The sequence below is a fragment of the Pseudidiomarina tainanensis genome, from assembly GCF_900115255.1.
GTDB lineage: Bacteria > Pseudomonadota > Gammaproteobacteria > Enterobacterales > Alteromonadaceae > Pseudidiomarina > Pseudidiomarina tainanensis.
Genome location: NZ_FOYU01000005.1, coordinates 15,617 through 34,921 on the forward strand (window position 1 = coordinate 15,617; position 19,305 = coordinate 34,921).

At 46.1% G+C, this 19,305-nt stretch carries 25 protein-coding genes; 4 read left to right on the plus strand and 21 right to left on the minus strand.

Going from position 1 to position 19,305, the window contains the following annotated elements:
• The first annotated feature begins 9 nt into the window (after positions 1-9).
• Positions 10-375, plus strand: coding sequence for a Na+/H+ antiporter subunit G (locus BM292_RS11400; RefSeq protein ID WP_092858694.1), 366 nt, complete (start codon positions 10-12; stop codon positions 373-375).
• Here BM292_RS11400 and BM292_RS11405 read toward each other — a convergent pair.
• The 14 genes from BM292_RS11405 to queE all read right to left on the minus strand — a co-directional run bounded on the left by BM292_RS11405 (position 372) and on the right by queE (position 10,153).
• On the minus strand, positions 372-1,091 hold the full coding sequence (locus BM292_RS11405; protein ID WP_143434095.1) for a hypothetical protein: 720 nt from the start codon (positions 1,089-1,091) through the stop codon (positions 372-374). The two genes, BM292_RS11400 and BM292_RS11405, sit on opposite strands and share 4 nt — an antisense overlap.
• On the minus strand, positions 1,081-1,566 hold the full coding sequence (locus BM292_RS11410; RefSeq protein WP_092858698.1) for a tetratricopeptide repeat protein: 486 nt from the start codon (positions 1,564-1,566) through the stop codon (positions 1,081-1,083). Before BM292_RS11410 ends, BM292_RS11405 begins: the two co-directional genes overlap by 11 nt.
• Positions 1,559-1,927, minus strand: coding sequence for a DUF192 domain-containing protein (locus BM292_RS11415; RefSeq protein ID WP_092858700.1), 369 nt, complete (start codon positions 1,925-1,927; stop codon positions 1,559-1,561). Before BM292_RS11415 ends, BM292_RS11410 begins: the two co-directional genes overlap by 8 nt.
• Complete coding sequence (locus tag BM292_RS11420) at positions 1,924-2,724, minus strand: type II secretion system F family protein (protein WP_177203844.1); 801 nt, start codon at positions 2,722-2,724, stop codon at positions 1,924-1,926. The genes BM292_RS11415 and BM292_RS11420 overlap by 4 nt, the downstream gene beginning before the upstream one ends.
• Positions 2,714-3,589, minus strand: coding sequence for a type II secretion system F family protein (locus BM292_RS11425; RefSeq protein ID WP_092858704.1), 876 nt, complete (start codon positions 3,587-3,589; stop codon positions 2,714-2,716). Before BM292_RS11425 ends, BM292_RS11420 begins: the two co-directional genes overlap by 11 nt.
• The gene (locus tag BM292_RS11430; RefSeq protein ID WP_233340263.1) at positions 3,580-4,752 is read right to left on the minus strand and encodes a TadA family conjugal transfer-associated ATPase; all 1,173 of its coding nucleotides are present in this window, start codon (positions 4,750-4,752) and stop codon (positions 3,580-3,582) included. Before BM292_RS11430 ends, BM292_RS11425 begins: the two co-directional genes overlap by 10 nt.
• Complete coding sequence (locus BM292_RS11435) at positions 4,742-5,938, minus strand: type II and III secretion system protein family protein (protein ID WP_165383933.1); 1,197 nt, start codon at positions 5,936-5,938, stop codon at positions 4,742-4,744. Before BM292_RS11435 ends, BM292_RS11430 begins: the two co-directional genes overlap by 11 nt.
• Entirely contained in the window at positions 5,925-6,680 is a 756-nt protein-coding gene (gene cpaB, locus BM292_RS11440; protein ID WP_092858708.1) for a Flp pilus assembly protein CpaB, read from the minus strand. The genes BM292_RS11435 and cpaB overlap by 14 nt, the downstream gene beginning before the upstream one ends.
• Before the next feature lie 6 nt (positions 6,681-6,686).
• Entirely contained in the window at positions 6,687-6,833 is a 147-nt protein-coding gene (locus BM292_RS11770; RefSeq protein ID WP_165383932.1) for a hypothetical protein, read from the minus strand.
• Positions 6,834-6,846: 13 nt separating this feature from the next.
• Positions 6,847-7,359, minus strand: a complete 513-nt coding sequence (locus BM292_RS11445; protein ID WP_130203608.1) for a hypothetical protein — start codon at positions 7,357-7,359, stop codon at positions 6,847-6,849.
• Positions 7,350-7,898, minus strand: coding sequence for a hypothetical protein (locus BM292_RS11450; RefSeq protein ID WP_092858712.1), 549 nt, complete (start codon positions 7,896-7,898; stop codon positions 7,350-7,352). The genes BM292_RS11445 and BM292_RS11450 overlap by 10 nt, the downstream gene beginning before the upstream one ends.
• Complete coding sequence (locus BM292_RS11455) at positions 7,895-9,082, minus strand: Rv3654c family TadE-like protein (protein WP_092858714.1); 1,188 nt, start codon at positions 9,080-9,082, stop codon at positions 7,895-7,897. The genes BM292_RS11450 and BM292_RS11455 overlap by 4 nt, the downstream gene beginning before the upstream one ends.
• A gap of 1 nt (position 9,083) precedes the next feature.
• On the minus strand, positions 9,084-9,380 hold the full coding sequence (locus BM292_RS11460; RefSeq protein ID WP_092858716.1) for a Flp family type IVb pilin: 297 nt from the start codon (positions 9,378-9,380) through the stop codon (positions 9,084-9,086).
• Positions 9,381-9,460: 80 nt separating this feature from the next.
• Positions 9,461-10,153 carry a 7-carboxy-7-deazaguanine synthase QueE gene (gene queE, locus BM292_RS11465; protein ID WP_092858718.1) on the minus strand — a complete coding sequence of 231 codons (693 nt, stop codon included), beginning with the start codon at positions 10,151-10,153 and terminating at the stop codon, positions 9,461-9,463.
• 69 nt (positions 10,154-10,222) lie between these two features.
• On the opposite strand from queE, the gene queC reads away from it, so the two are divergent.
• Positions 10,223-10,879: a 7-cyano-7-deazaguanine synthase QueC gene (gene queC / locus BM292_RS11470; protein WP_092858720.1), complete on the plus strand. Its 657-nt coding sequence runs from the start codon at positions 10,223-10,225 to the stop codon at positions 10,877-10,879.
• A gap of 1 nt (position 10,880) precedes the next feature.
• On the opposite strand, the gene nagZ is transcribed toward queC, so the two are convergent.
• Entirely contained in the window at positions 10,881-11,924 is a 1,044-nt protein-coding gene (gene nagZ, locus BM292_RS11475) for a beta-N-acetylhexosaminidase (protein ID WP_425439086.1), read from the minus strand.
• Positions 11,925-12,054: 130 nt separating this feature from the next.
• Here nagZ and BM292_RS11480 point away from each other — a divergent pair, with 130 nt between their 5' ends.
• Positions 12,055-13,386 carry a S41 family peptidase gene (locus BM292_RS11480; RefSeq protein WP_177203845.1) on the plus strand — a complete coding sequence of 444 codons (1,332 nt, stop codon included), beginning with the start codon at positions 12,055-12,057 and terminating at the stop codon, positions 13,384-13,386.
• On the opposite strand, the gene BM292_RS11485 is transcribed toward BM292_RS11480, so the two are convergent.
• From BM292_RS11485 to serB, 5 genes are read right to left on the minus strand one after another with little or no spacing between them, the layout of a single operon-like run.
• Entirely contained in the window at positions 13,383-14,123 is a 741-nt protein-coding gene (locus BM292_RS11485) for an ABC transporter ATP-binding protein (protein WP_092858726.1), read from the minus strand. The two genes, BM292_RS11480 and BM292_RS11485, sit on opposite strands and share 4 nt — an antisense overlap.
• Positions 14,123-15,076 carry a FecCD family ABC transporter permease gene (locus BM292_RS11490; protein ID WP_092858728.1) on the minus strand — a complete coding sequence of 318 codons (954 nt, stop codon included), beginning with the start codon at positions 15,074-15,076 and terminating at the stop codon, positions 14,123-14,125. The genes BM292_RS11485 and BM292_RS11490 overlap by 1 nt, the downstream gene beginning before the upstream one ends.
• Positions 15,073-15,828, minus strand: a complete 756-nt coding sequence (locus BM292_RS11495; RefSeq protein WP_092858730.1) for a substrate-binding domain-containing protein — start codon at positions 15,826-15,828, stop codon at positions 15,073-15,075. The genes BM292_RS11490 and BM292_RS11495 overlap by 4 nt, the downstream gene beginning before the upstream one ends.
• Positions 15,829-15,830: 2 nt before the next feature.
• Positions 15,831-17,192 carry a DNA repair protein RadA gene (gene radA / locus BM292_RS11500; RefSeq protein ID WP_092858732.1) on the minus strand — a complete coding sequence of 454 codons (1,362 nt, stop codon included), beginning with the start codon at positions 17,190-17,192 and terminating at the stop codon, positions 15,831-15,833.
• Positions 17,193-17,227: 35 nt separating this feature from the next.
• Positions 17,228-17,884 carry a phosphoserine phosphatase SerB gene (gene serB, locus BM292_RS11505; protein ID WP_092858734.1) on the minus strand — a complete coding sequence of 219 codons (657 nt, stop codon included), beginning with the start codon at positions 17,882-17,884 and terminating at the stop codon, positions 17,228-17,230.
• Positions 17,885-18,062: 178 nt separating this feature from the next.
• Between serB and BM292_RS11510 the strand changes: the two genes are divergently transcribed.
• Positions 18,063-18,530 (plus strand): hypothetical protein, encoded by a 468-nt coding sequence (locus tag BM292_RS11510; RefSeq protein ID WP_092858736.1) that lies wholly within the window; start codon positions 18,063-18,065, stop codon positions 18,528-18,530.
• Here BM292_RS11510 and BM292_RS11515 read toward each other — a convergent pair.
• Positions 18,511-19,299: a TatD family hydrolase gene (locus tag BM292_RS11515; protein WP_177203846.1), complete on the minus strand. Its 789-nt coding sequence runs from the start codon at positions 19,297-19,299 to the stop codon at positions 18,511-18,513. The genes BM292_RS11510 and BM292_RS11515 overlap by 20 nt on opposite strands.
• Between the last annotated feature and the right edge of the window lie 6 nt (positions 19,300-19,305).

Genomic DNA, 19,305 nt, shown 5'->3' on the forward strand with positions numbered 1-19,305 from the left:
CATCACTAAATGAATATGACTGAACTCCCTGCTTGGGCAGATTGGCTAGTTTCAAGCTTGATTATTATCGGTGCACTATTTGCCTTGATAGGCTCAGTAGGCCTAGCTCGCTTGCCTGATTTCATGGCACGACTGCATGCCCCAACCAAGAGTACAACTTTAGGTGTTGGCGGTGTCATTCTTGGCTCTATTATCTATTTTTCAGTGACCACAGCGTTTTCTTGGCATGAATTACTCATTACTATTTTCTTATTTTTGACCGCGCCTATTAGTGCTCACCTTCTCGCCAAAGCCGGTCTTCACCTTGAGCTTAAGCGCGTCGCAAATACCCGTGATTTACGAGCGCAACCCAATCAATATTCGGATGAAGATTAATACGGACTAGGCTCATCGGGAGCGGACTGCATATATGCCAGCAACTTATTGTACTGCCGGTTGATATCGGTGAGTAAATTACTCAGTTGATCAACCCGCAGTCGATCAGGGGCAATCTTGTCTGCCACCACCGGACCATTCATAACCAGTGTTGTCATATTAGCGGTTATCGATCGAATTCTGTCAACGGTACTTGGTAAAGCGACGCTGGCTTCGTTTACGTAGATATCTCTGGTGCTTAGCAAATGGTGATTACCGAGAGAAAGGTTTGCGGCCAACGGAGAACTCTCGTAGCGATGCACACCTTCAATTTCATGCGATGCAGATCCATTCCCCATCACCGCTTCAATGCGATCGTCATGAATATTAACGTGCGGGTGTTGTAGTCCGCTGCTAAGTATTTGGATATCTGCTGCTGTTAGATTCAACCAACTCAATTTGAATCGATTACCTTCTGCAGTACCGATTAAAAACTCGGGTGCAGGAGGCAGCGTAAAAGTCGTCGCGAGTTCTTCAAGTGATGGCGGCCAAATATCAAATTTTCTTTGATAATGAACCACAGCTCGTTGCCAAAACCACCACGTTGCGTGTTGGTAGCGTAAGCGTTCTAGCTCTGAGATTCTGGTGTCTGGTGGCAACGGCATCATAGCTGCCGTGACAATAAGCACTATCCCAATGAGGAGCGGCGTAAACATACCTGCTTGCCTAGTTTTCAACACGAGTCTCCATACTTAAGCCGGATACGCCATGTAATTGAGCCAGTTCCTGTAACAACAATCGATAATTAGTGCCAAATTCGGAATCGCTCTCGCCGAACTCGAGATAAGGTAGCCCAGTAATTAATAACTCAGTTGCTTGTCTCAATTTGACTGCCGCTAAGTTATGCCAGATGGCGGGTTGATCTGCTCGAAGAGCTAAACATTTTTGATAGGCATTGTCTGCCGCCTCATAGCGATTCAAGCGATAGTAGACGTGTCCCAGTAAACACCAACTTTCGAGGTGTCTCGGTTGCGCCTTGAGCACTTGCTGTAAACTCCCCTCCGCAGTGTGCAAGTCGCCACGCTCATAGACTACCTTAGCAATGGCGTAATGCTGCTCTACCGTAGAAAAGTTAACTCGTGTCGTGCTGTTACAACCTGTGGTAGTCAATACGAGGCTAATCATTATCAGCATTATCGTTGCTTTATTCATAAACCGCTTCCCTTAAGCAAAAATCCAATTTTTGACCCTGCCAAGATTCTAATGGCAGTGGACAACCAGCTTCGCACTCAATAAGAGAATCGACACCGGTTAAACGGACAACTTTAGCTGGCTGGACATTTCGCAACACCGTTACAATGTTCAGTTGCTTATCGAGGCCGACAACATCAATGGCAAAGCGCATTCCCCAAGTATGAATAGCACTACATTTGGGAAACCAAAACGCCCGTTGCGGGGATGCGACACGTAGATAAAGCATGCCGACAAGTCGTTGTGGGAAATACTCCATAACCTTAACATCGCGCCAAATGCAGCGACCATTTGAATGAAGATAGAAACGTCCCTGTTTCATAGCATTCCTCCTTGGGTAAAACCGATAAACACTGGACCTAAAATCAGTAACATTGTTACTGGGAAAAAACAGAAAATTAGCGGCAACATTAACTTGACGGAAACTTCTTGTGCTCGTTTCTCAGCTTCGAGCAACTGCTGCTGTCGAAACTGATTGGCTTGGCTCTTTAATGTGTTCGCTAGTGCGCCGCCAGTCTCTTGTGCTTGGAGCACTGCGCCAGCAAAAAGACTTATCCACGGATGTGTGATCCGTAAAGATAATGCGTCTATGGCTTGACTGAGTGAGTAACCGCTTTGCTGTAAGCGATGCAACCGCGCTATCTCAGCTACTGCAGATAGATTGTTGGGAATACTCTGTAACGCATGGAGCGCGGCTCGTAATGACAATCCCGATTGCATCAACATGGCAACCAGATCAAGTGCGCTTGGCCATTGTCTGATTACCTTGCGCTGATAAGCTTTAAGTCGATTACGTCTCGCTAAAACCATGAGTAGTAAAGATACCCCGATAGTTAATTTAACCACCGCGCCAATCGGCAAGCTAAGAATGATGAAAACACTCATTGCAATAATGAGCTGATGCAAGAGCCATGCAGCAGGCGTCTGTTCAGGTACAGCCTGTTGGGCGGTCGTTATAACTTTGCTAGAAAGGGTTTTGGGTAACTTATAAATGAGTTTATCAAGGGTAGCTTTTAATCGAACACTACTGCCGCATACGGCTACAATTTTTAACCAAAGAGCAGCAATACAAACACACGTGATAGACAGGGCTACCCAAATCAAAATATCAATGTGCATAGGCATCTCCTAATATTCTTCGAATTAAGAAATGACCGGCTAACATCAAACCAAAACTGACGCCTAGCAAATAATGTCCAAACTCAGTCTGAGTCAAAATGACGGTGTTTTCTGGATGCAGAAAATGCAGTGCTGCAAACAAGCCAATGGGTAGCAGCAACATGACTTTACCTTGCAATCGAGCTTGTGCGGATAAACTCTTAACCCGCTCAACAGCGTACTGTTGCTGTCTTAACGTAACTGCCAATCGCTGCAGAATATCTGCTTGTTGTGAGCCATGCTGAATGCCAAGCTGCATGGTTAGTAACATCTGCAAAACGGCCTCAGTGTTCACTCGTTGATAAAAGCTGGCGAGTGCGACGATTGGTGTTTCGCCGGTTCGCATGCGCCGAATCACAAGTAGCCATTCGTATCGGAGGGGAGCGGCAACTTGCATAGCACTGCGCTCAAATGCAGCATTGAAACTCAAACCCGCCTGCATTGCTGTCACCAGAAGGTCAATTGCATCCGGCAGCTGGAAGTTAATCAACCGATGACGCCGCGCTAATAACAGTTTTTTTGCAAACACGGCTCCTAACGCCATCGCGCTTCCAACGACAAAACTAATAAATAGCGATGTCAAAACAGTCAATATCAATAGAAGAGGCAACACGAACAACGTTAAGCGTTCCCAAAAAATCTTCGCGGGTAGGTAGATTAGAAAATCGGCGAGAGATTGTTCTGTGCTATCCATGAGCCATTTTTGTGCTGGATTTTTCCATCTATCAACGAAGTGAATTAATAGAATAAATGCTGTGACATATAAACTCACAAAGGTCAGCATTACGATAATTTCAGTCGTCGCTCCCAGATTTTCTATTGCCATACCGAGAGCACTCCAGTTGCCATGAACTGCTTATCTTCTCGCTTAAATACTTGATTCATTTGAATCACGTCAGTATCAATTCCAGAAACTTCGGATATCTCTCGAATGACCCTAGCTCCATCACTATCTCGCTGAATTTGAACTATCACATCGATTGCTGAAGCAATCTGTTGTCGAATAGCTGCTAAAGGAATTTCTAAACCTGCCATAAGGACCATTACCTCAAGCCGCTGAATTGCGTCTCTTGCCGTATTCGCATGTAGCGTTGTTAATGAACCTTCATGTCCGGTGTTCATGGCCTGCAACATATCAATGGCCTCTATGCCTCGGCATTCACCGACAATGATTCGATCCGGTCGCATCCTCAAGGCATTGATTAGCAATTCTCGGATTGATACTCGACCTTGGCCTTCAGCGTTCGGCGGACGCGCCTCTAATGCAATTAAGTTTTGATGGTTCAGCTGTAATTCAGCAGCATCTTCAATAGTGATTACCCGTTGATGCGGGGGAATTATTCCCGCCAAGGTGTTTAAAAGCGTAGTTTTTCCGGTACCGGTACCACCCGCAATTAATATGTTGCGCCGCTCAACCACACATTGTTGTAAATATTCTGCGGCTTGATCTGACAGCGACCCTTGTTGCACTAAATCAGCAAACTGCAACTGCTTCGCTAAAAATTTACGTATCGTTAAGCAACTCCCACGTAGCGCCAATGGCGATATCACAGCATTTATTCGAGAGCCGTCGGGCATACGTGCATCAACCATTGGTTGAGCACTATCTAAGCGCCTACCCAGTGGCGTTATGATACGATCGATAACACGTAGCAATTCTTCTTCACTTGAAAACGCAATCGAGCATCGCGATAGCTTGCCTTCCTTTTCGACAAAAATAGTTTGAAAGTCATTAACCATGATTTCTGATACCGACTGATCGTGTAGCAAGCTAGTTATTGGTCCAAAACCAATACAATCATTGACGATGTTTTCAATCGTTAGCGCGAGTTCGTTGGCATCCGCTACCGATAAAGTCGTTTTATAATTTTCTAAAATGATGATTGCTTGCTGATGAAGTTCAGTAGTTGTCATCTGCTCAATATTTTTCTCACTACGCTGCAAAGATTGGCGCAGATGTTGCCGAGCTAAGTCCTGATTAAATGGCATCGGATAACCCCACGCAATCGGCTGCATCGCGAAACAGGTTAATCAGTAATTGAGCATTCTTATGCGCTTTCTGAGTCTGACGTTGTTGCGCTTGCAGCATTGGCGTGACGACAACAATCAGCTCCGTTTCAGCGTCGCGAAACTCTTTCGATGAAAAGAGTTCACCTAAAATCGGCATTTTGTTGAGTACCGGAAATGCATCGGTTTGTAATGACTGCTCTTGACTCAGTAATCCTGACAATATGATTGCTTCACCACTTTTTGCCGTAATAAGACTGCTCACGCGTCGCGTTAGCATGCCTGGGATGCCCTGAATAGCCGTGGCAGGATCAATCGTACTGATTTGAGCTTTGATTTCGGTTGATATTTGGCCATGACCCAAGTCATGCGGCGACATCGATAATGAAATACCGTAGTCTCGAAACTCGACATCCTGCATGCCTTGAGCCAGTACTTGTGGAATCGGAAACTCTCCACCCACCAAAAAGTCCGCTTTCCCGCCACTTGCTGCGATTAATTTTGGCTCAGCGAGAATTCGTGCCTGACCATTTTGAATCAATAAATTAACGGTCGAGAGTAAAGTTATCGGAAATGTCACCCATTGAGAGTTAACATCGCTAAGTGTTGGCCCAGATATCGAATTTTGCCAATTAACACCTAAATGTTTAGCGCTTTGACGTTTAACCTCCAGAATGGTCACTTGAAGCTCAATCATTTGGTCAATAGCAATTGGCGCTTGGTCCACCTGTATCAGCCATGTTGGATAATCTTTTGTGTCTTGATTTAATTGTTTCAAATCGGCTTGATTGAGCTCGCCAGATATCACCATAGCGCCTGCGATTTCGGTAAACTGCAATTGCGAATATTTGCGCTTTATCCAATTTAAATGAATCTGCTGCTTCGCATCTTCAAGTTCACTAACTGCTACTTTGATTTTATTGTTTTCACCATTTTGATATCGAACAAGCAATTCGGTGTGTCCTGCAGTAATTGCTTTGATAACAAGGTCATTAGGCTGCAATAACTCGACCTTTATAATACTTTCATTGCCCACCACAACATCAGAAACACCTTTTAGCGATACTAGCTGAGTTTCTCCGACGTTCAGGTTCACAACGTTGGATGCTGCAACGGGAAAAGCAACCATCGCCACAACTGCAACAACAACGAAATTAATAAATCGCATCAGTACTGACCTCATTGGCGAAAAATCGGTGGATTTTGACGGGAACTGGTGGTGTTGATACAACGTACTCACTACCTGGACGTTGCAGCCACACCCCGAAATTTTGTAGTTTCATCACCTCAAAAATCTCCGCCTGCACCGGCGTAAACTCAAAGGTCATCGTGCTTGGTAGGTAATGCGATGGGCTAATATCAAGCTGCGCTTCATTGTCGAAATTGTCCATTGCAATAACCGGAATATTAACCAGAACCAATGGCTTACTGCTGTCTTGAAAGTCGCTTCCTCGCAACGTCACATGGTCTCCAATTTTCACCAAGCCATTGTGCAACTGCTGAACAGAGACAAGACTCGTGACGCCATAAAAGCCGGGTTTTAAATTGCTGGAAAAGCGAGGCGTTCTATATGGCTCTATCGCATTTGCTGTTAAAGGTTCACCGCGGTCAATAAACCGACTTGAAGCTAGGCCGATTATGCTCGGCGCATCCTCGGGGCGAAGCCAATTATCTTGCACAAGACTTTGCGGGAAGTTACGGACAACCAAAGTGTCAGAATTGATGATTTCGCCAACCAAAATATCGCGTTGACTGACTAAAATCCCCAGTTCAATTTCCCGTTGTTCAGCAACTTCTTGCGAAGCCTTCTCAGCAACATAACTCGTAACTAACTGATAACTGGCGAAGCTTAAAATTAAACTCAGCACGACCAATGCCGTAAGTTTGCTTTTGTGATTGGGCTTGAGCATAACTCGTTACCAAACCAACGGATTAAGTGTGAAATACTGCCAAACCCAATCGAAGTGCGCTGCTGTCGATTGCACAATGTGCTTTGTCATCTCAATAATGTTATACCCATCGGCAGTTATTGGAATCAGCCACATTGCGCTAGCAAACAACATAATAATTAGGCTCTCAATGAGACTTTGTCCTTGTTGTAATTTGTACGATGTGGGTACTTGTTGGCTGCTGAACCAACAACAAAGAGGTTTGTGGCTTGTCCAATGTAATGTGATAACGTCCATGTTCTATTTCCCTTGATGACGCAAGACGCGCGCCATATCGAAAGTTAAATCCGTCGACTAGAGTTTGTGCCCGCTGCTGTGACTCAAAAATTTCAATCTGATAATGTTCAACTACTTGCGTCAGGAGATGTTTGCCAAGCCAGGTTCGCTTAGCCACAACCTGCTGCTGGTTTAGGGCAAATGATTGCGCATAAACGCGCCCATTGAGTGATTGTATGTGCCAAATTTGTTTAGCCGCATCTCGGCAATAGTACTGTTGATTAACTGGCTCAATAGGTGAGCAACCAAAACGTTCAACCAATTGAATCACAGCATTAGGTTCGTTCATTTGCCATAACACACCCTGATCGTTTTCGGCCACGACCTGCGCATGAGCTAACATCCACGCACTTATCAACGACACGCCGGATCCTTACAACGCAATTCATAAGGCGTAATGTCACTATCCACCTTGCCGAGTACTAGTGATTCACGTTTTAATTCGCGGCTTATCGGTAACCCACCAATCACATCAAGCACGGTGCTTAAACCAGATTGATGTAAATAGTGACTCAGCGTCAGCGAACGCGGAGATGAAATCAGCTCCATATTGTTATCCAACTGCCAATCATCCGTGAGTCGAGCTAATATGTAGCGCGAGTTTTCCGAGGTGACAAAATGCAGGTTATCGAGCTTAACTTTTAACTCTGTGTAATCATTCCGTGGTGCTAAGATTGGTTTCACTTGTGAACTAAATTCATCTGTTTGCTTGCGTTGCCAGGAGCCGGTCGGTATTGGCTGCAAGATTTCAGCGCGCAACTTATTCAGCTCGTTATGCTGGGAAGTCAAAGCATCATTTAATTTAGTGAAACTCATAGACAAGGTCACTGACAACAGACTCAACAATACAATGAGTTCAACCATACCTTGCCCATGTTGACGAAAAGCCGAGTAATTATTCATAGTTCACCTTGTGCAAAGCGGCTTAAAATAAGCTTTTCTGGAGCATTGAGTGACTGCAGCTCAGACTCCCAAAGTGCATTAAATAAATTCGCCTGCTCGGTTGTTTTAGTAGCTCTAGGAAGTACTGATTGAGGACGTGAAAATCGCACGCCTGCTTTTGCAAAAACATCATCAAACTTAATGATCACCGACGGCCAGTCATCTACTTCAAGCTGTTCTTTATTGAAGTAATAAGGTGTTGTTGTGGTGCCCATATTTTGTTGATCAATCAATGCCAACTGGGTTGCTCGTGGGTTGATTTGACGGCTTTCGCCAAACTGATTCTCAGTCACGCTAGTAATGTTGCGACTCTGATAAGTTACGCCTTCGCCCCAAGGAATTTCCTCGCGCTTAAACAACCAACGGATATGCAAGGCAACTGTATCCATTGATTGCCATGCCCAACGCCCCTGATTGACCATAACGAGGTCACTGCCACCTGCTTTTCTAGCTTTCACAAAGCCAGCATCGAACCACTTGTAGCTGCGCTTGGAAGAAAAATCATCGCGACTACTTTGAGTCATTTCCCGCAGTAAATCATTATCTCGAGCCCCATGTTGAAGTGGCATATATCGCCACCACAACCACGGAAACTCAATCAGACCCGGACTATGAAACAGCGTCCATGAATGTTGCAATATGTTTTGAACCTTGGCGATTTCAGCAAGACTTTTGGGGATCATCATTGCGAATGAAGCGCGAATCATCCACTGAGCGGTTTGCAGTGTTGAAAGCAATATGCGCTGCAACACTAAGGCACTGTTCACGATGATATGGAGTGGCCTTTCAGCATATTTGACTGCCTTAGCAAGATGGCCTGTCACCACATTCAGGTATGGAACAATACTAGTAACCAACGCTAGACGTTCAGTAGCGGAACGAATACTACTAAACCAACTAGCTAAACCTAATAATTGCCCCTGCGTCACTTGGTTAGCAATCAACGCGCGATTAATAACTGCAATTAAATTAAATTCGCGCGCGATAATCGTGGCTGCACTTAACGCCATGTTATCGGCAGCACTTTGCAAGTGCCACCGTTGCTGTAATCGCTGTTGTTGCGAGACCACAACAAGCAGCATGGCGAGCAAACCAGCAACGGCAGGCAATACGAGCACACTGACATAACCACGCTCACTTCTCATGTTAATTTCCAGATTCTGTAACTTCATCATAGTTACCTAAACTGACGTCTTGGCGACCCAACGTATTGGCGCGACGCGCTGCACTGCGAGCACTATTCAGTTGATTAGTGGCACTTTGACCGGTTATTTCGCTAGCGATACCCGCCACCTGACCACGAACGGTTTTCCCTAACAGGGAATACACACCGATGGCTGCAACAGCAATTAACGCAACAATAATAATATACTCAGTCATGCCCTGCCCTAGGGCATGGCGTTTTGAGCCAGGAGAATAGGAAAGCTTAATTGTCACTTGCATCTGAGTTTCCTTATCAAGATTGGTCAGGAAACTCAGTGTAATGTCGATGCTAGAGGAGAATGTAAGGAGTGGTTGATGACCTACTCAATATTAAGGTACTTATGTAGTTGAACGGAAAGACGCCAGTTTCGCTCAATGCAGACTTTCATTGCTAATTCCGTCGCACGAGGACGCTGGCTAATCGGTTGTAGCCCAATACTGACACCATCTCGCGGCGGACAACTTGCTAGCAACTTGTCGAGCTGATCTATGTGCTTTTGCATCGCGACTGGGTACTTGATCTCGTCGGCTCTTTTCATACAATCTGGGCGCACTAAGTATCCACCTGGCATATCCAATTTAGGTGAAACAGTTACCCAAGTACCATCAGTCACTCTTAATGGAAACGTCCCGCTGGTCTCTATTTGCAGTTTAAAGCCCGCCTGTTCCAGTGCTATACCCAGCTCAGTTAAATCATACATCGCCGGTTCACCGCCCGTGATGACGATGTGTGTTGCGGTATACCCTTTACGCTTCAGAAGCATAACTAACTCGTTCGCCGAGGCATTCGCCCACTGCGCTGTTGGCGCTGTTTTTTCGGTAATCTCAGAAAGAGCGACCTCATCTTTTGCGTGTTGCTCCCATGTATGTTGGGTATCGCACCATGGGCATCCAACTGGGCAACCCTGCAATCGGACAAAAATTGCTGGAACTCCAGTATAAATCCCCTCTCCTTGAATGGTTTGGAACACTTCATTAATTGGATAGAGCGTATTAATAGGATTCTCCAACATCTGCAAAATAATATGGGTTACAATATGAGGCGAATTTTAGCGTAAATTTAGGCAAATTAGGATCGTAACATGGCAAAAGTTGTCGTTATCTATTCAGGTGGCATGGATTCATTCACTGTGTTGCATCATGCAGTACAGCAAGGACACGAAGTTTATGCACTTAGTTTCAATTACGGCCAACGCCATGTGCGTGAACTCGATGCCGCCGCTGCGGTTTGTCTTCAACTCGATATTCCTCATAAAGTTGTCGATATTACAGCAATTAATAGTCTTCTTGCTGGTAGCTCATTGACCTCGGATATTGATATCCCCGAGGGACACTATGCTGAAGCGTCAATGCAATCAACGGTCGTGCCAAATCGTAATATGATCTTGCTTTCATTAGCAATCGGCTATGCCGTAAGTATCGGTGCTGAAGCTGTTTACTACGGTGCTCATTCTGGTGATCACGCGATTTACCCAGACTGCCGACCTGAATTTGTGGAAAAAATGAATGCTGTGAGTCTAATTGCCAACTATGAGCCGATTCGAATTGAGGTACCATATTTGCGCAACGACAAAGCGGAAATTTTAGCAGACGGGTTGCGCATGAACCTCGATTACAGCCAAACCTGGACCTGTTATAACGGTCGTGACAAGGCTTGCGGCAAATGCGGGGCTTGTGTGGAAAGATTAGAAGCCTTTGCAGCGAATCAGGTGACCGACCCGCTGCCATATGAAAGTTAAATTAGTTCGGTTTAGCGGTCGCAGCGTTCTCGATTTCAGTTAAAACTGCTTGCGCACCGTGCCAGCGAGGATGATTCTGTAACACGTTCATGGTCATGCCCGCTGGTTTGCTCAACTGCTGGTAACACCGAGCGGCATTCTTTTTCAACTGTTCAAGACGCGGCTCGACTGCCTGAATAACTTCCATTGCGCCAGCTCGATCGTTACAGACTAATACCATGTCGCACCCAGCATCGAGCGCTGCATGCGCACGTTCACTCATGGAACCAGCCACAGTAGCACCTGCCATACCCAGATCATCACTAAAAATGATACCGTTAAATTGTAACTGCGCGCGCAAAATATCTTGCAGCCAATAGCTCGAAAAACCTGCCGGCTTATCATCCACGGCAGGATAAATTACATGCGCCGGCATCACCGCATCAAGACAACTGGCGAGCTCTATAAATGGTGGCAAATCAGTGGCTAGAATTTCTTCCCAGCTACGCTCATCTACCGGTATTTCAATATGAGAGTCGGCACGTACCGAGCCGTGACCTGGGAAATGCTTACCCGTTGCTTTCATGCCCGCCTGATGTAAACCGCGAATAAACGCTCGCGCGATAGGAATCAGCTTCTCGCTTGTTTCGGCAAATGCACGGTCACCAATCACTTCACTAATCCCATTCACGTCAAGCACCGGCGCAAAGCTGATATCAATATCCATTGCCAGTACTTCTGCAGCCATCAACCAGCCGAGTTCTTGCGCCCAGTTCTGTGCTTGCGCATCAGATTCGGCATAACGGCCAATCTGCGCCATTGCTGGAATCGCACTGAATCCATCACGAAAGCGCTGGACTCGTCCACCTTCATGATCGACCGCCAAGATTAATGGATTGCGAGCCGCAGCACGTGTTTGGCGAACAAGTTCTAATAATTGTGTTTGATTCTCATAATTCCGACTAAAAAAGATCACTCCACCAACTGCAGGATGAGCCAATAGCTCACGTTCCGCGTTAGTTAATTCGGTGCCTTCAAGGTCGATCATTACTGCAGTCATATCGATATCTCTTATCTTAGAGCCGGCAGGCAGTGTGCCAAAATAAAAATCATCCGTCACTAGTCAAATCTTGGAGATTTAGTTAAAAATCTGTCATCTTATGAATACGTCGATCATCAACAGAGAGATTATTCTTATGAAAACATCTGCCAAACTCGTCTTATCGAGTCTTATCAGTTGCTTGGCACTGGCTGGTTGCGGAAGCGACAGCGACGAAACGATAGCTCCGATTGTTGACCAATGCAGTGCACGCGGACAGGTCGAGAATTTCTACGCGTACATGCAGGAGAATTACTTGTGGAACGAGGATATGCCGACCAATGTGAATCCTGGTAATTACAACAACATTTATGATTTATTAGAAGCACTTGTCGTTCCTGAAGATCGCTATAGTTTCATTCTTACCGAAGATGAATATCAAAGTCGTTTTGTCGACGCTGAATACGCCGGCTTTGGTTTCAGTTCAAGGTTAACTCTCGACGATCGCGTGTTTATCAACTATGTCTATGCTAATTCTCCGGCTGAAATTGCCGGTATGAAGCGTTCAGATGAATTGACTCACATCAACGGCGAATCAGTGCAAACCCTGATTCAGCAGGGTCGCTACCAAGATGCATTGGGTGGTGCGGAAACAGGTGTCAGTGTCGAATTAACTTGGCAAGATGTTGATGGCGTAAGTTTTACAGATGTTCTGACCAAAGAAATCGTTGAAACGAATACCGTATTGGCTACTGAGCGCTTTCTCATTGATGGCAAAGAAGTTGGTTATTACGTGTTAAACAGCTTTATTAACCGCACCGGTGATGACTTGAACAGTGCGTATGATCAACTCGTTGGCGTCGATGAGTTGGTGATTGATTTGCGCTACAACGGCGGCGGTCTAACTCGCTATGCCAACCAAGCATCAACTCAAGCTGCAGGTGATACAGTCATTGGTGAGGTATTCACCAAATACTTATTTAATGCTAATAATTCGGATTCGAACTTTATTGAGCAATTCCAATTGTACGATGGGATTGAGCAGCTCAACTTAAATCGTGTTTATGTTCTTACAACCGGAGCTAGTTGCTCGTCCTCAGAACTCATCATTAACTCGTTAGACCCGTTTGTCGATGTCATCGTTGTTGGTCAGCCAACTTGCGGTAAACCTGTTGGGCAAATACCTGAACTACTATGTGATAAACGAGCTTTTGTCGTGAACTTCGAGACCGTGAATGCGATTGACGAAGGTCGCTATTATGACGGTTTAGCACCTAATTGTAGCGCTGAAGATATTCTGGTTGGCGACTGGGGCGACGAAAATGACCCAATGTTGCAAGCTGCCGCGTACCACATGACTTATGGTCAATGTCAGCCAACTGCAACCAGCTTATCGAATAAGGGCTCGGTTAAGGCGTTGAACGAGCGTCAGTTAGATGCAAAACAGCACCCAACCAAGCTACCAGATTTGTGGCGCCAAGAGCATTAAAGGCGACGCGCAAGCATTGCGACGCCGTTGCTATTGCATAACCAATCGACACTAACTTTGTACGCCGCTGCAAGGTTAGTGTCGGTTAACACCTGATTAGGTTCCCCGCTGGCAATTAATTGCCCCTCGTTTAAAAGTAACAATTCATCACAATATTGTGCGGCAAGCGCAAGGTCATGTAATGCAACTAACACTAACTTCCCCTCTTTACTCATGGCCTTAAGCCAATCCATAACTAGCAACTGATAGTGCAGATCTAAACTCGCCGTTGGTTCGTCGGCTAAAAGAAGTGATCGGTTCATGGCATAAATACAGGCAAGCATGACGCGTCGTTGCTCACCACCGGATAGCTCTGTGATTGCTCGGCTCAGCAAGTTTCCCAGATGAAACTCATCAATACTTCGTTCACGCCAAGCAGATAAAGTTGCAGAAGATTCTTTGATATTGACTTGGCTGGTTAGCAGCAAATCACTCACCCGAACCGGTTCGCGAAATTCATTTTTTTGCGCAAGATATGCAAGTTGTTGCCGCTGCTCCGAGGGCGAACAATGCAGCAGATCGTCACTGTGCCATTTCACTTCGCCATTCGCCTTTTTCAAGGCGCCAGCTATTATCGACAAGAGTGTCGATTTACCGGAACCATTGGCACCGATAACACCCACCAAACGCCCTGCAGACGCACAGTAATTGACGTTATTTAGTCTTTTGGGATAAGAAAGATTGGTGAGCTCAAGCATCAGGTACGTCCGGAACGATGAAGTAACAGCAGTAGCCAAGGTGCGCCTATTAAGGCGATGACGACACCCAGTTGAAGTTCTACCCGAGTGTCAATGGTTTGCACAAGAGCATCAACTCCAACCAATAAAATTCCACCAACCGCCCCACTGTAATAGATAAGCTGGTTTGGCCGTCGAAGCCCCAACAAGCGCACTAAATGAGGCGCTACCAATCCGATAAATCCGATAATACCAGCTGTAACGACTGATGCCGAAACTAACAGCGCAGTAACCAGTAACAATAAAAATTTAGACCACGCTTCATTGAAGCCAAGCGTTTGCACGGTTGGCTCATCGAAAATTTGGGCTTGAATGTAGTGACGTTGCGTCATTAATAATACGAGACTTACAATGAGCAATGGCAAGATTAACCACACATAAGCCCAACCGCGATTCGACACTGAGCCCATTAGCCAAAGCGCCCACTCTTGGAATGCAAACGGATTTGGTGCCAAGTTAAGTACCACTGCAATGAGGGCGCCTGAGATAGCGGAAAGCGCAACGCCAACTAAAATGATTCGGATACCCTGCGGTTGTCGGCCAGATAATAGCCACAATAAGCCAAGCGTAACTATACCGCCTAACAATCCAACCGCTGGCAACCACCAAGAAACCGGGCCCACTGCTCCCAGATACAATGTGGCGACGGTAGCAAGCGCAGCACCGCCAGCAATGCCGGTGATGCCCGGCTCGGCAAGCGGATTTCGCAGTAATAGTTGTAATACACTTCCAGCTAGACCCAACGCAACGCCGTTGCAAAACGCCAAAATGATACGCGGCAGTCGTATCTCGTTAAAAATAAAGGTCTCTAACTCATTACGCGGCAGTAATGACCAGCTCTCACCACCACTACCGAGATGCCACAGAGTTAGCATTAACGCGAAGACCAAAATAACGAAGCTACGAATCATCATGGCATGACTACTTGTTGCATATACTCAACAGCACGTTGAGCGGGACAGCCACTCACCGTCGGTTTAATTTGCACCACCCGACGCGCCGTCAACCATGGCTTTAGGGCACTATGCCAAAGCCATTCATTTGCTCGCGCATAGTCACTTGAGAAGCCATCCAGTACCACGCGTAGGGGCTTTAATTGAATCAGTTGCTCCAAGCTTATCTGTACAAGTTGCTGTGATTCATCAGCCACAAGTACTGGTATGTCATTGGCTCTGAGCATATTTACAATAAAACTCCCACCACCCCAACTGTATTGATTAGGCATAATGACCAAAACAGACTCAGTTAACTTGGGTAACTGAGCTAATTGGCGTTGTTGCTGACGCTTCCAGCTTTGCAAAGACTGCTCAAGTTGGAGCTCGCCCCCAACGTGCGTTAGTGTTTCCTGCCATTGCACCCAAGTATTTGGCTCTTTAACTAATACAGTTCGCGTCGCCGCAGATAATTGTGATACCAAACGTGGATTCGTGTAGGTTCCATACAGCACGATATCAGGATTAGTGCGAAGCACGCGCTCTAATCGATTGCCGTGCGCGGTGCTCGGTATAAATTCCCAAGTTTCTGGCAACCACTGCGGCGCCCATTCATCGAAACAAGGATTAAGCGATACCAAACGTTGAGCAACCGCAGAAGAGCCTGTGGTTAAGCCGAGCAAAAACAAGCTTGCGCAGCCAAATACTTTGAGTCGGGCAAGCTTTCTTTTCACAATTAAGTCGCCTCAAGCGCTTCTTGCAAGCTTTTCACAGCGATAACTTCCATCCCTTCAATTTTCTCTTTCGGCTTGTTGCCGACTGGGACAATCGCTTTGGTAAAACCGTGTTTCGCGGCTTCATGAAGTCGAGCTTGACCGTTAGGTACTGGGCGAATTTCACCAGATAGACCCACCTCGCCAAACACAATCAGATCACGCGGCAGCTCGGTTTCTCGAAAACTGGATACAATCGCAAGTAATAAGGCGAGGTCGGCTCCAGTTTCCATCACGCGAACGCCGCCAACAACGTTTACGAATACATCTTGATCGGACATGTGTAAACCACCATGCCGATGCAACACCGCCAATAACATCGCCAGCCGCGTGGTTTCCATTCCTACAGCGACACGTCTCGGATTGGCCAATTGGCTCACATCCACCAAGGCTTGAAGTTCAACCAACAACGGACGTGTACCTTCCCAAATCACGATGACCACCGAACCACTGCCATGCTGTTCGCCGCGCTGTAGAAATATTGCCGATGGATTGGTCACCTCTTTGAGACCTTGCCCGGTCATTGCAAAAACGCCCAGTTCATTGGCTGGACCGAAGCGATTTTTATGACCTCGAAGAGTCCGAAAACGCGAATCGGCATCACCCTCCAACAATATTGAGCAATCAATACAGTGCTCTAATACTTTTGGCCCCGCTAACGAGCCATCTTTAGTGACATGGCCAACCATGATGATTGCAACACCCTTTTGCTTGGCATAGCGCGTCAGGTATGCCGCACATTCACGCACCTGCGAGACACTTCCTGGAGCCGACTGAATATCAGCCAAGTGCATCACCTGAATGGAATCAATAACCATCACACGAGGTTGTTCCTGATCCGCTAAATCGCAAATGGTTTCTACCGATGTTTCAGCCAGCATTCGCAATTTATTGGTCGGTAATGACAACCGCTGAGCACGCAGAGCAACCTGCTGTAACGATTCTTCACCGGTTATATACAAAACATTCATTTGTTCTGCCAAGCGACACATTGTTTGTAGCAGTAGTGTACTTTTACCGGCGCCGGGTGACCCCCCAATGAGAATGGCTGAGCCAGGCACAATGCCTCCGCCAAGAACTCGGTCAAATTCAGTAAAGCTACTACTAAAGCGAGGTAATTCCTCTAAATCCACTTCGTTTAGTGTTTGTACTTTCGCCCGCGTGGCTCCAGCATAACCACGACGTTCTGCGCCACTTGATTTGACGCTACCGAGGCGAACTTCAGTGATGGTATTCCACGCTTTACATTCTGGGCATTGCCCTAACCATCGAGCAAAGTCAGCGCCGCAATCATTGCAGACGTAGGCCGTTTTTGTTTTTGCCATAGCTTGAAACTTTCCTTGCGTACTTAATCTATAATTTAGACCGGCTCTTGCTTCTCAAAATAGTCGATAACTGCAGATAGATCGGGAACATCAACACACAGTGTTGCGACATTTCGTAACGCTGGCTTCGCGCAAAATGCGATACCGAAACTGGCAGCTTCTAGCATTGGAATATCATTAGCTCCATCGCCTATGGCAATGGTTTGTCCACTCTCTATGCCAAGTTCTGCCGCCCAGCGAACCAAGCAATCAGCTTTCGTTTGTGCGTCCACAATCGGTTCAGCGACAGTGCCGGTTAACTTCTCCGCGTTCCATATTAGCGTATTTGCGTGACAGAAATTCAAGCCTAACCGCTGTTGCACTTTTTCGGTGAACCACGTAAACCCGCCGGAGACTAAACCAACATACCACTGATGTTGTTGCAGCCAAGTTATCAGTCTTTCAGCACCTGGGGTTAATGGAATAGGCTCAAATATCGCATTCATTTGTTGTGCTGTCACGCCAGCTAAAGCCGCAACTCGCGCACGCAAGCTTTCGGCAAAATCCAACTCACCTCGCATCGCTCGTTCGGTAATTGCGCTAACTTTGTCTTTACAGCCAGCAAGCGCTGCAATTTCATCTATGCATTCGATAGTGATTAGAGTCGAATCCATATCAAAAATAACCAGGCCAGGCTTTGAAAAATCGGGCATGAATGGTTCGCCTTAAATGTTAAGTAGGTTGCTAAGCACAAGCAATTCAACGTATATTTGCCGCATGATAAAAATACCTGCTCATGTTAACAGTCTATTCAAACTTGTCTATCGGCGAGGACGCCGGTTTGGGCTTGCAATACTTTTGATCTTACTCATTGAGCAATTTTGGAGTGCTATGCACACCACGAGTCTGCAGGAGTTTCAAACGCACAGCCACCAATTAATGAGTTTAACAGCAGAACAAGCCGCAACAGAAGCTCGCCACTGGATCATGGCTGATGATACAGATAACCTCGAGCAATTAGTGGCACAATTACAACAACAACCGTTTATTGCGGCAGCGCAAATTCAAAATCGCTACGGACAATCAATCGCTACTTCGCTTCAACAAACCGAAAGTGATCAAGTCCAACAAGCTTTAGTTCTTGTTGAGGAGGTCATCGATGACGGCAAAGTGGTTGGCTACTTAACGCTGACGGTTGACGAGTCATTGTTGCTTGAAGCCCCCGTTAGAACTCACGAGTACTTGACCTTTTATGGTCAATTTTTATTGGGCTTTGCTGTTTTAGCAGGTATTTTCATGGCGATAACGTTTAATCGTTGGCGCTATAAGCGGGTCGCAATTAATCATCCAACTGAATAGTTCCACCAAATAGTCGACACGTATTATGCCAAATAATGTTGGCCAGATGCTCGATCGGTTCATCTCTAAGGTGACTCAGTTCTTCCAATACTTTGATGCATTGAGCGGGTTCGTTACGTTGGCCTTGAAAGCCACTTAATGGCATATCAGGCGCATCCGTCTCAATCACTAAATGTTGGATGTCTGCTTGTTGAATGGCTTGGCGTGTCTTATTGGCTCTTGAATACGTCATAACACCACCGACGCCTAACATAAATCCTAGCTTAGTCCACTCATTTGCTTGCTCGGGACTGCCCGAAAATGCATGAATCACGCCAGCAACCTCAGGTAGCTTGCTTCGTAGCGGCTTTAGAATTCTTAGCAGCTCAGGCTGTGTTTTTCGATGATGTAATACGAGGCTGCGGTTGAATGCTACAGCTAGGTCAACTTGGGCAGTAAAAAGCTCGTATTGCTTTTTGTAATCACTCACTTCGGCGTCCAAGCCAATTTCACCCACAACAGTGTGCGGAAATTGCTCCAGTTGATGCGCCAGCCATTCAAGATCTGATACTTGGTGTTGTGCAATAAAATATGGGTGTAAACCAAATCCTTCAATTACTTTAATTGACCCGCAATCGTTTCGCCAATGTTTATCAGAGCTCAATTGCCGCGCGACACCAGGAACAAAAAGCCGCTTAACACCTTGCTTTGCCGCGCGTTGTAATACGGCTTTTCGGTCCTGATCAAAGGCGTCAAAATTAATGTGACAGTGACTATCAAACAATTTCACGACGCC

Bases quoted from the DNA above. Each gene is read 5' to 3' on its own strand.
- BM292_RS11400 (WP_092858694.1), top strand. From the start codon at position 10: ATGAATATGACTGAACTCCCTGCTTGGGCAGATTGGCTAGTTTCAAGC.
- BM292_RS11410 (WP_092858698.1), bottom strand. From the start codon at position 1,566: ATGAATAAAGCAACGATAATGCTGATAATGATTAGCCTCGTATTGACT.
- BM292_RS11415 (WP_092858700.1), bottom strand. From the start codon at position 1,927: ATGAAACAGGGACGTTTCTATCTTCATTCAAATGGTCGCTGCATTTGG.
- BM292_RS11420 (WP_177203844.1), bottom strand. From the start codon at position 2,724: ATGCACATTGATATTTTGATTTGGGTAGCCCTGTCTATCACGTGTGTT.
- BM292_RS11425 (WP_092858704.1), bottom strand. From the start codon at position 3,589: ATGGCAATAGAAAATCTGGGAGCGACGACTGAAATTATCGTAATGCTG.
- BM292_RS11430 (WP_233340263.1), bottom strand. From the start codon at position 4,752: ATGCCATTTAATCAGGACTTAGCTCGGCAACATCTGCGCCAATCTTTG.
- BM292_RS11435 (WP_165383933.1), bottom strand. From the start codon at position 5,938: ATGCGATTTATTAATTTCGTTGTTGTTGCAGTTGTGGCGATGGTTGCT.
- cpaB (WP_092858708.1), bottom strand. From the start codon at position 6,680: ATGCTCAAGCCCAATCACAAAAGCAAACTTACGGCATTGGTCGTGCTG.
- BM292_RS11770 (WP_165383932.1), bottom strand. From the start codon at position 6,833: ATGTTGTTTGCTAGCGCAATGTGGCTGATTCCAATAACTGCCGATGGG.
- BM292_RS11450 (WP_092858712.1), bottom strand. From the start codon at position 7,898: ATGAATAATTACTCGGCTTTTCGTCAACATGGGCAAGGTATGGTTGAA.
- BM292_RS11455 (WP_092858714.1), bottom strand. From the start codon at position 9,082: ATGAGAAGTGAGCGTGGTTATGTCAGTGTGCTCGTATTGCCTGCCGTT.
- BM292_RS11460 (WP_092858716.1), bottom strand. From the start codon at position 9,380: ATGCAAGTGACAATTAAGCTTTCCTATTCTCCTGGCTCAAAACGCCAT.
- queE (WP_092858718.1), bottom strand. From the start codon at position 10,153: ATGTTGGAGAATCCTATTAATACGCTCTATCCAATTAATGAAGTGTTC.
- queC (WP_092858720.1), top strand. From the start codon at position 10,223: ATGGCAAAAGTTGTCGTTATCTATTCAGGTGGCATGGATTCATTCACT.
- BM292_RS11480 (WP_177203845.1), top strand. From the start codon at position 12,055: ATGAAAACATCTGCCAAACTCGTCTTATCGAGTCTTATCAGTTGCTTG.
- BM292_RS11485 (WP_092858726.1), bottom strand. From the start codon at position 14,123: ATGCTTGAGCTCACCAATCTTTCTTATCCCAAAAGACTAAATAACGTC.
- BM292_RS11490 (WP_092858728.1), bottom strand. From the start codon at position 15,076: ATGATGATTCGTAGCTTCGTTATTTTGGTCTTCGCGTTAATGCTAACT.
- radA (WP_092858732.1), bottom strand. From the start codon at position 17,192: ATGGCAAAAACAAAAACGGCCTACGTCTGCAATGATTGCGGCGCTGAC.
- serB (WP_092858734.1), bottom strand. From the start codon at position 17,884: ATGCCCGATTTTTCAAAGCCTGGCCTGGTTATTTTTGATATGGATTCG.
- BM292_RS11510 (WP_092858736.1), top strand. From the start codon at position 18,063: ATGCACACCACGAGTCTGCAGGAGTTTCAAACGCACAGCCACCAATTA.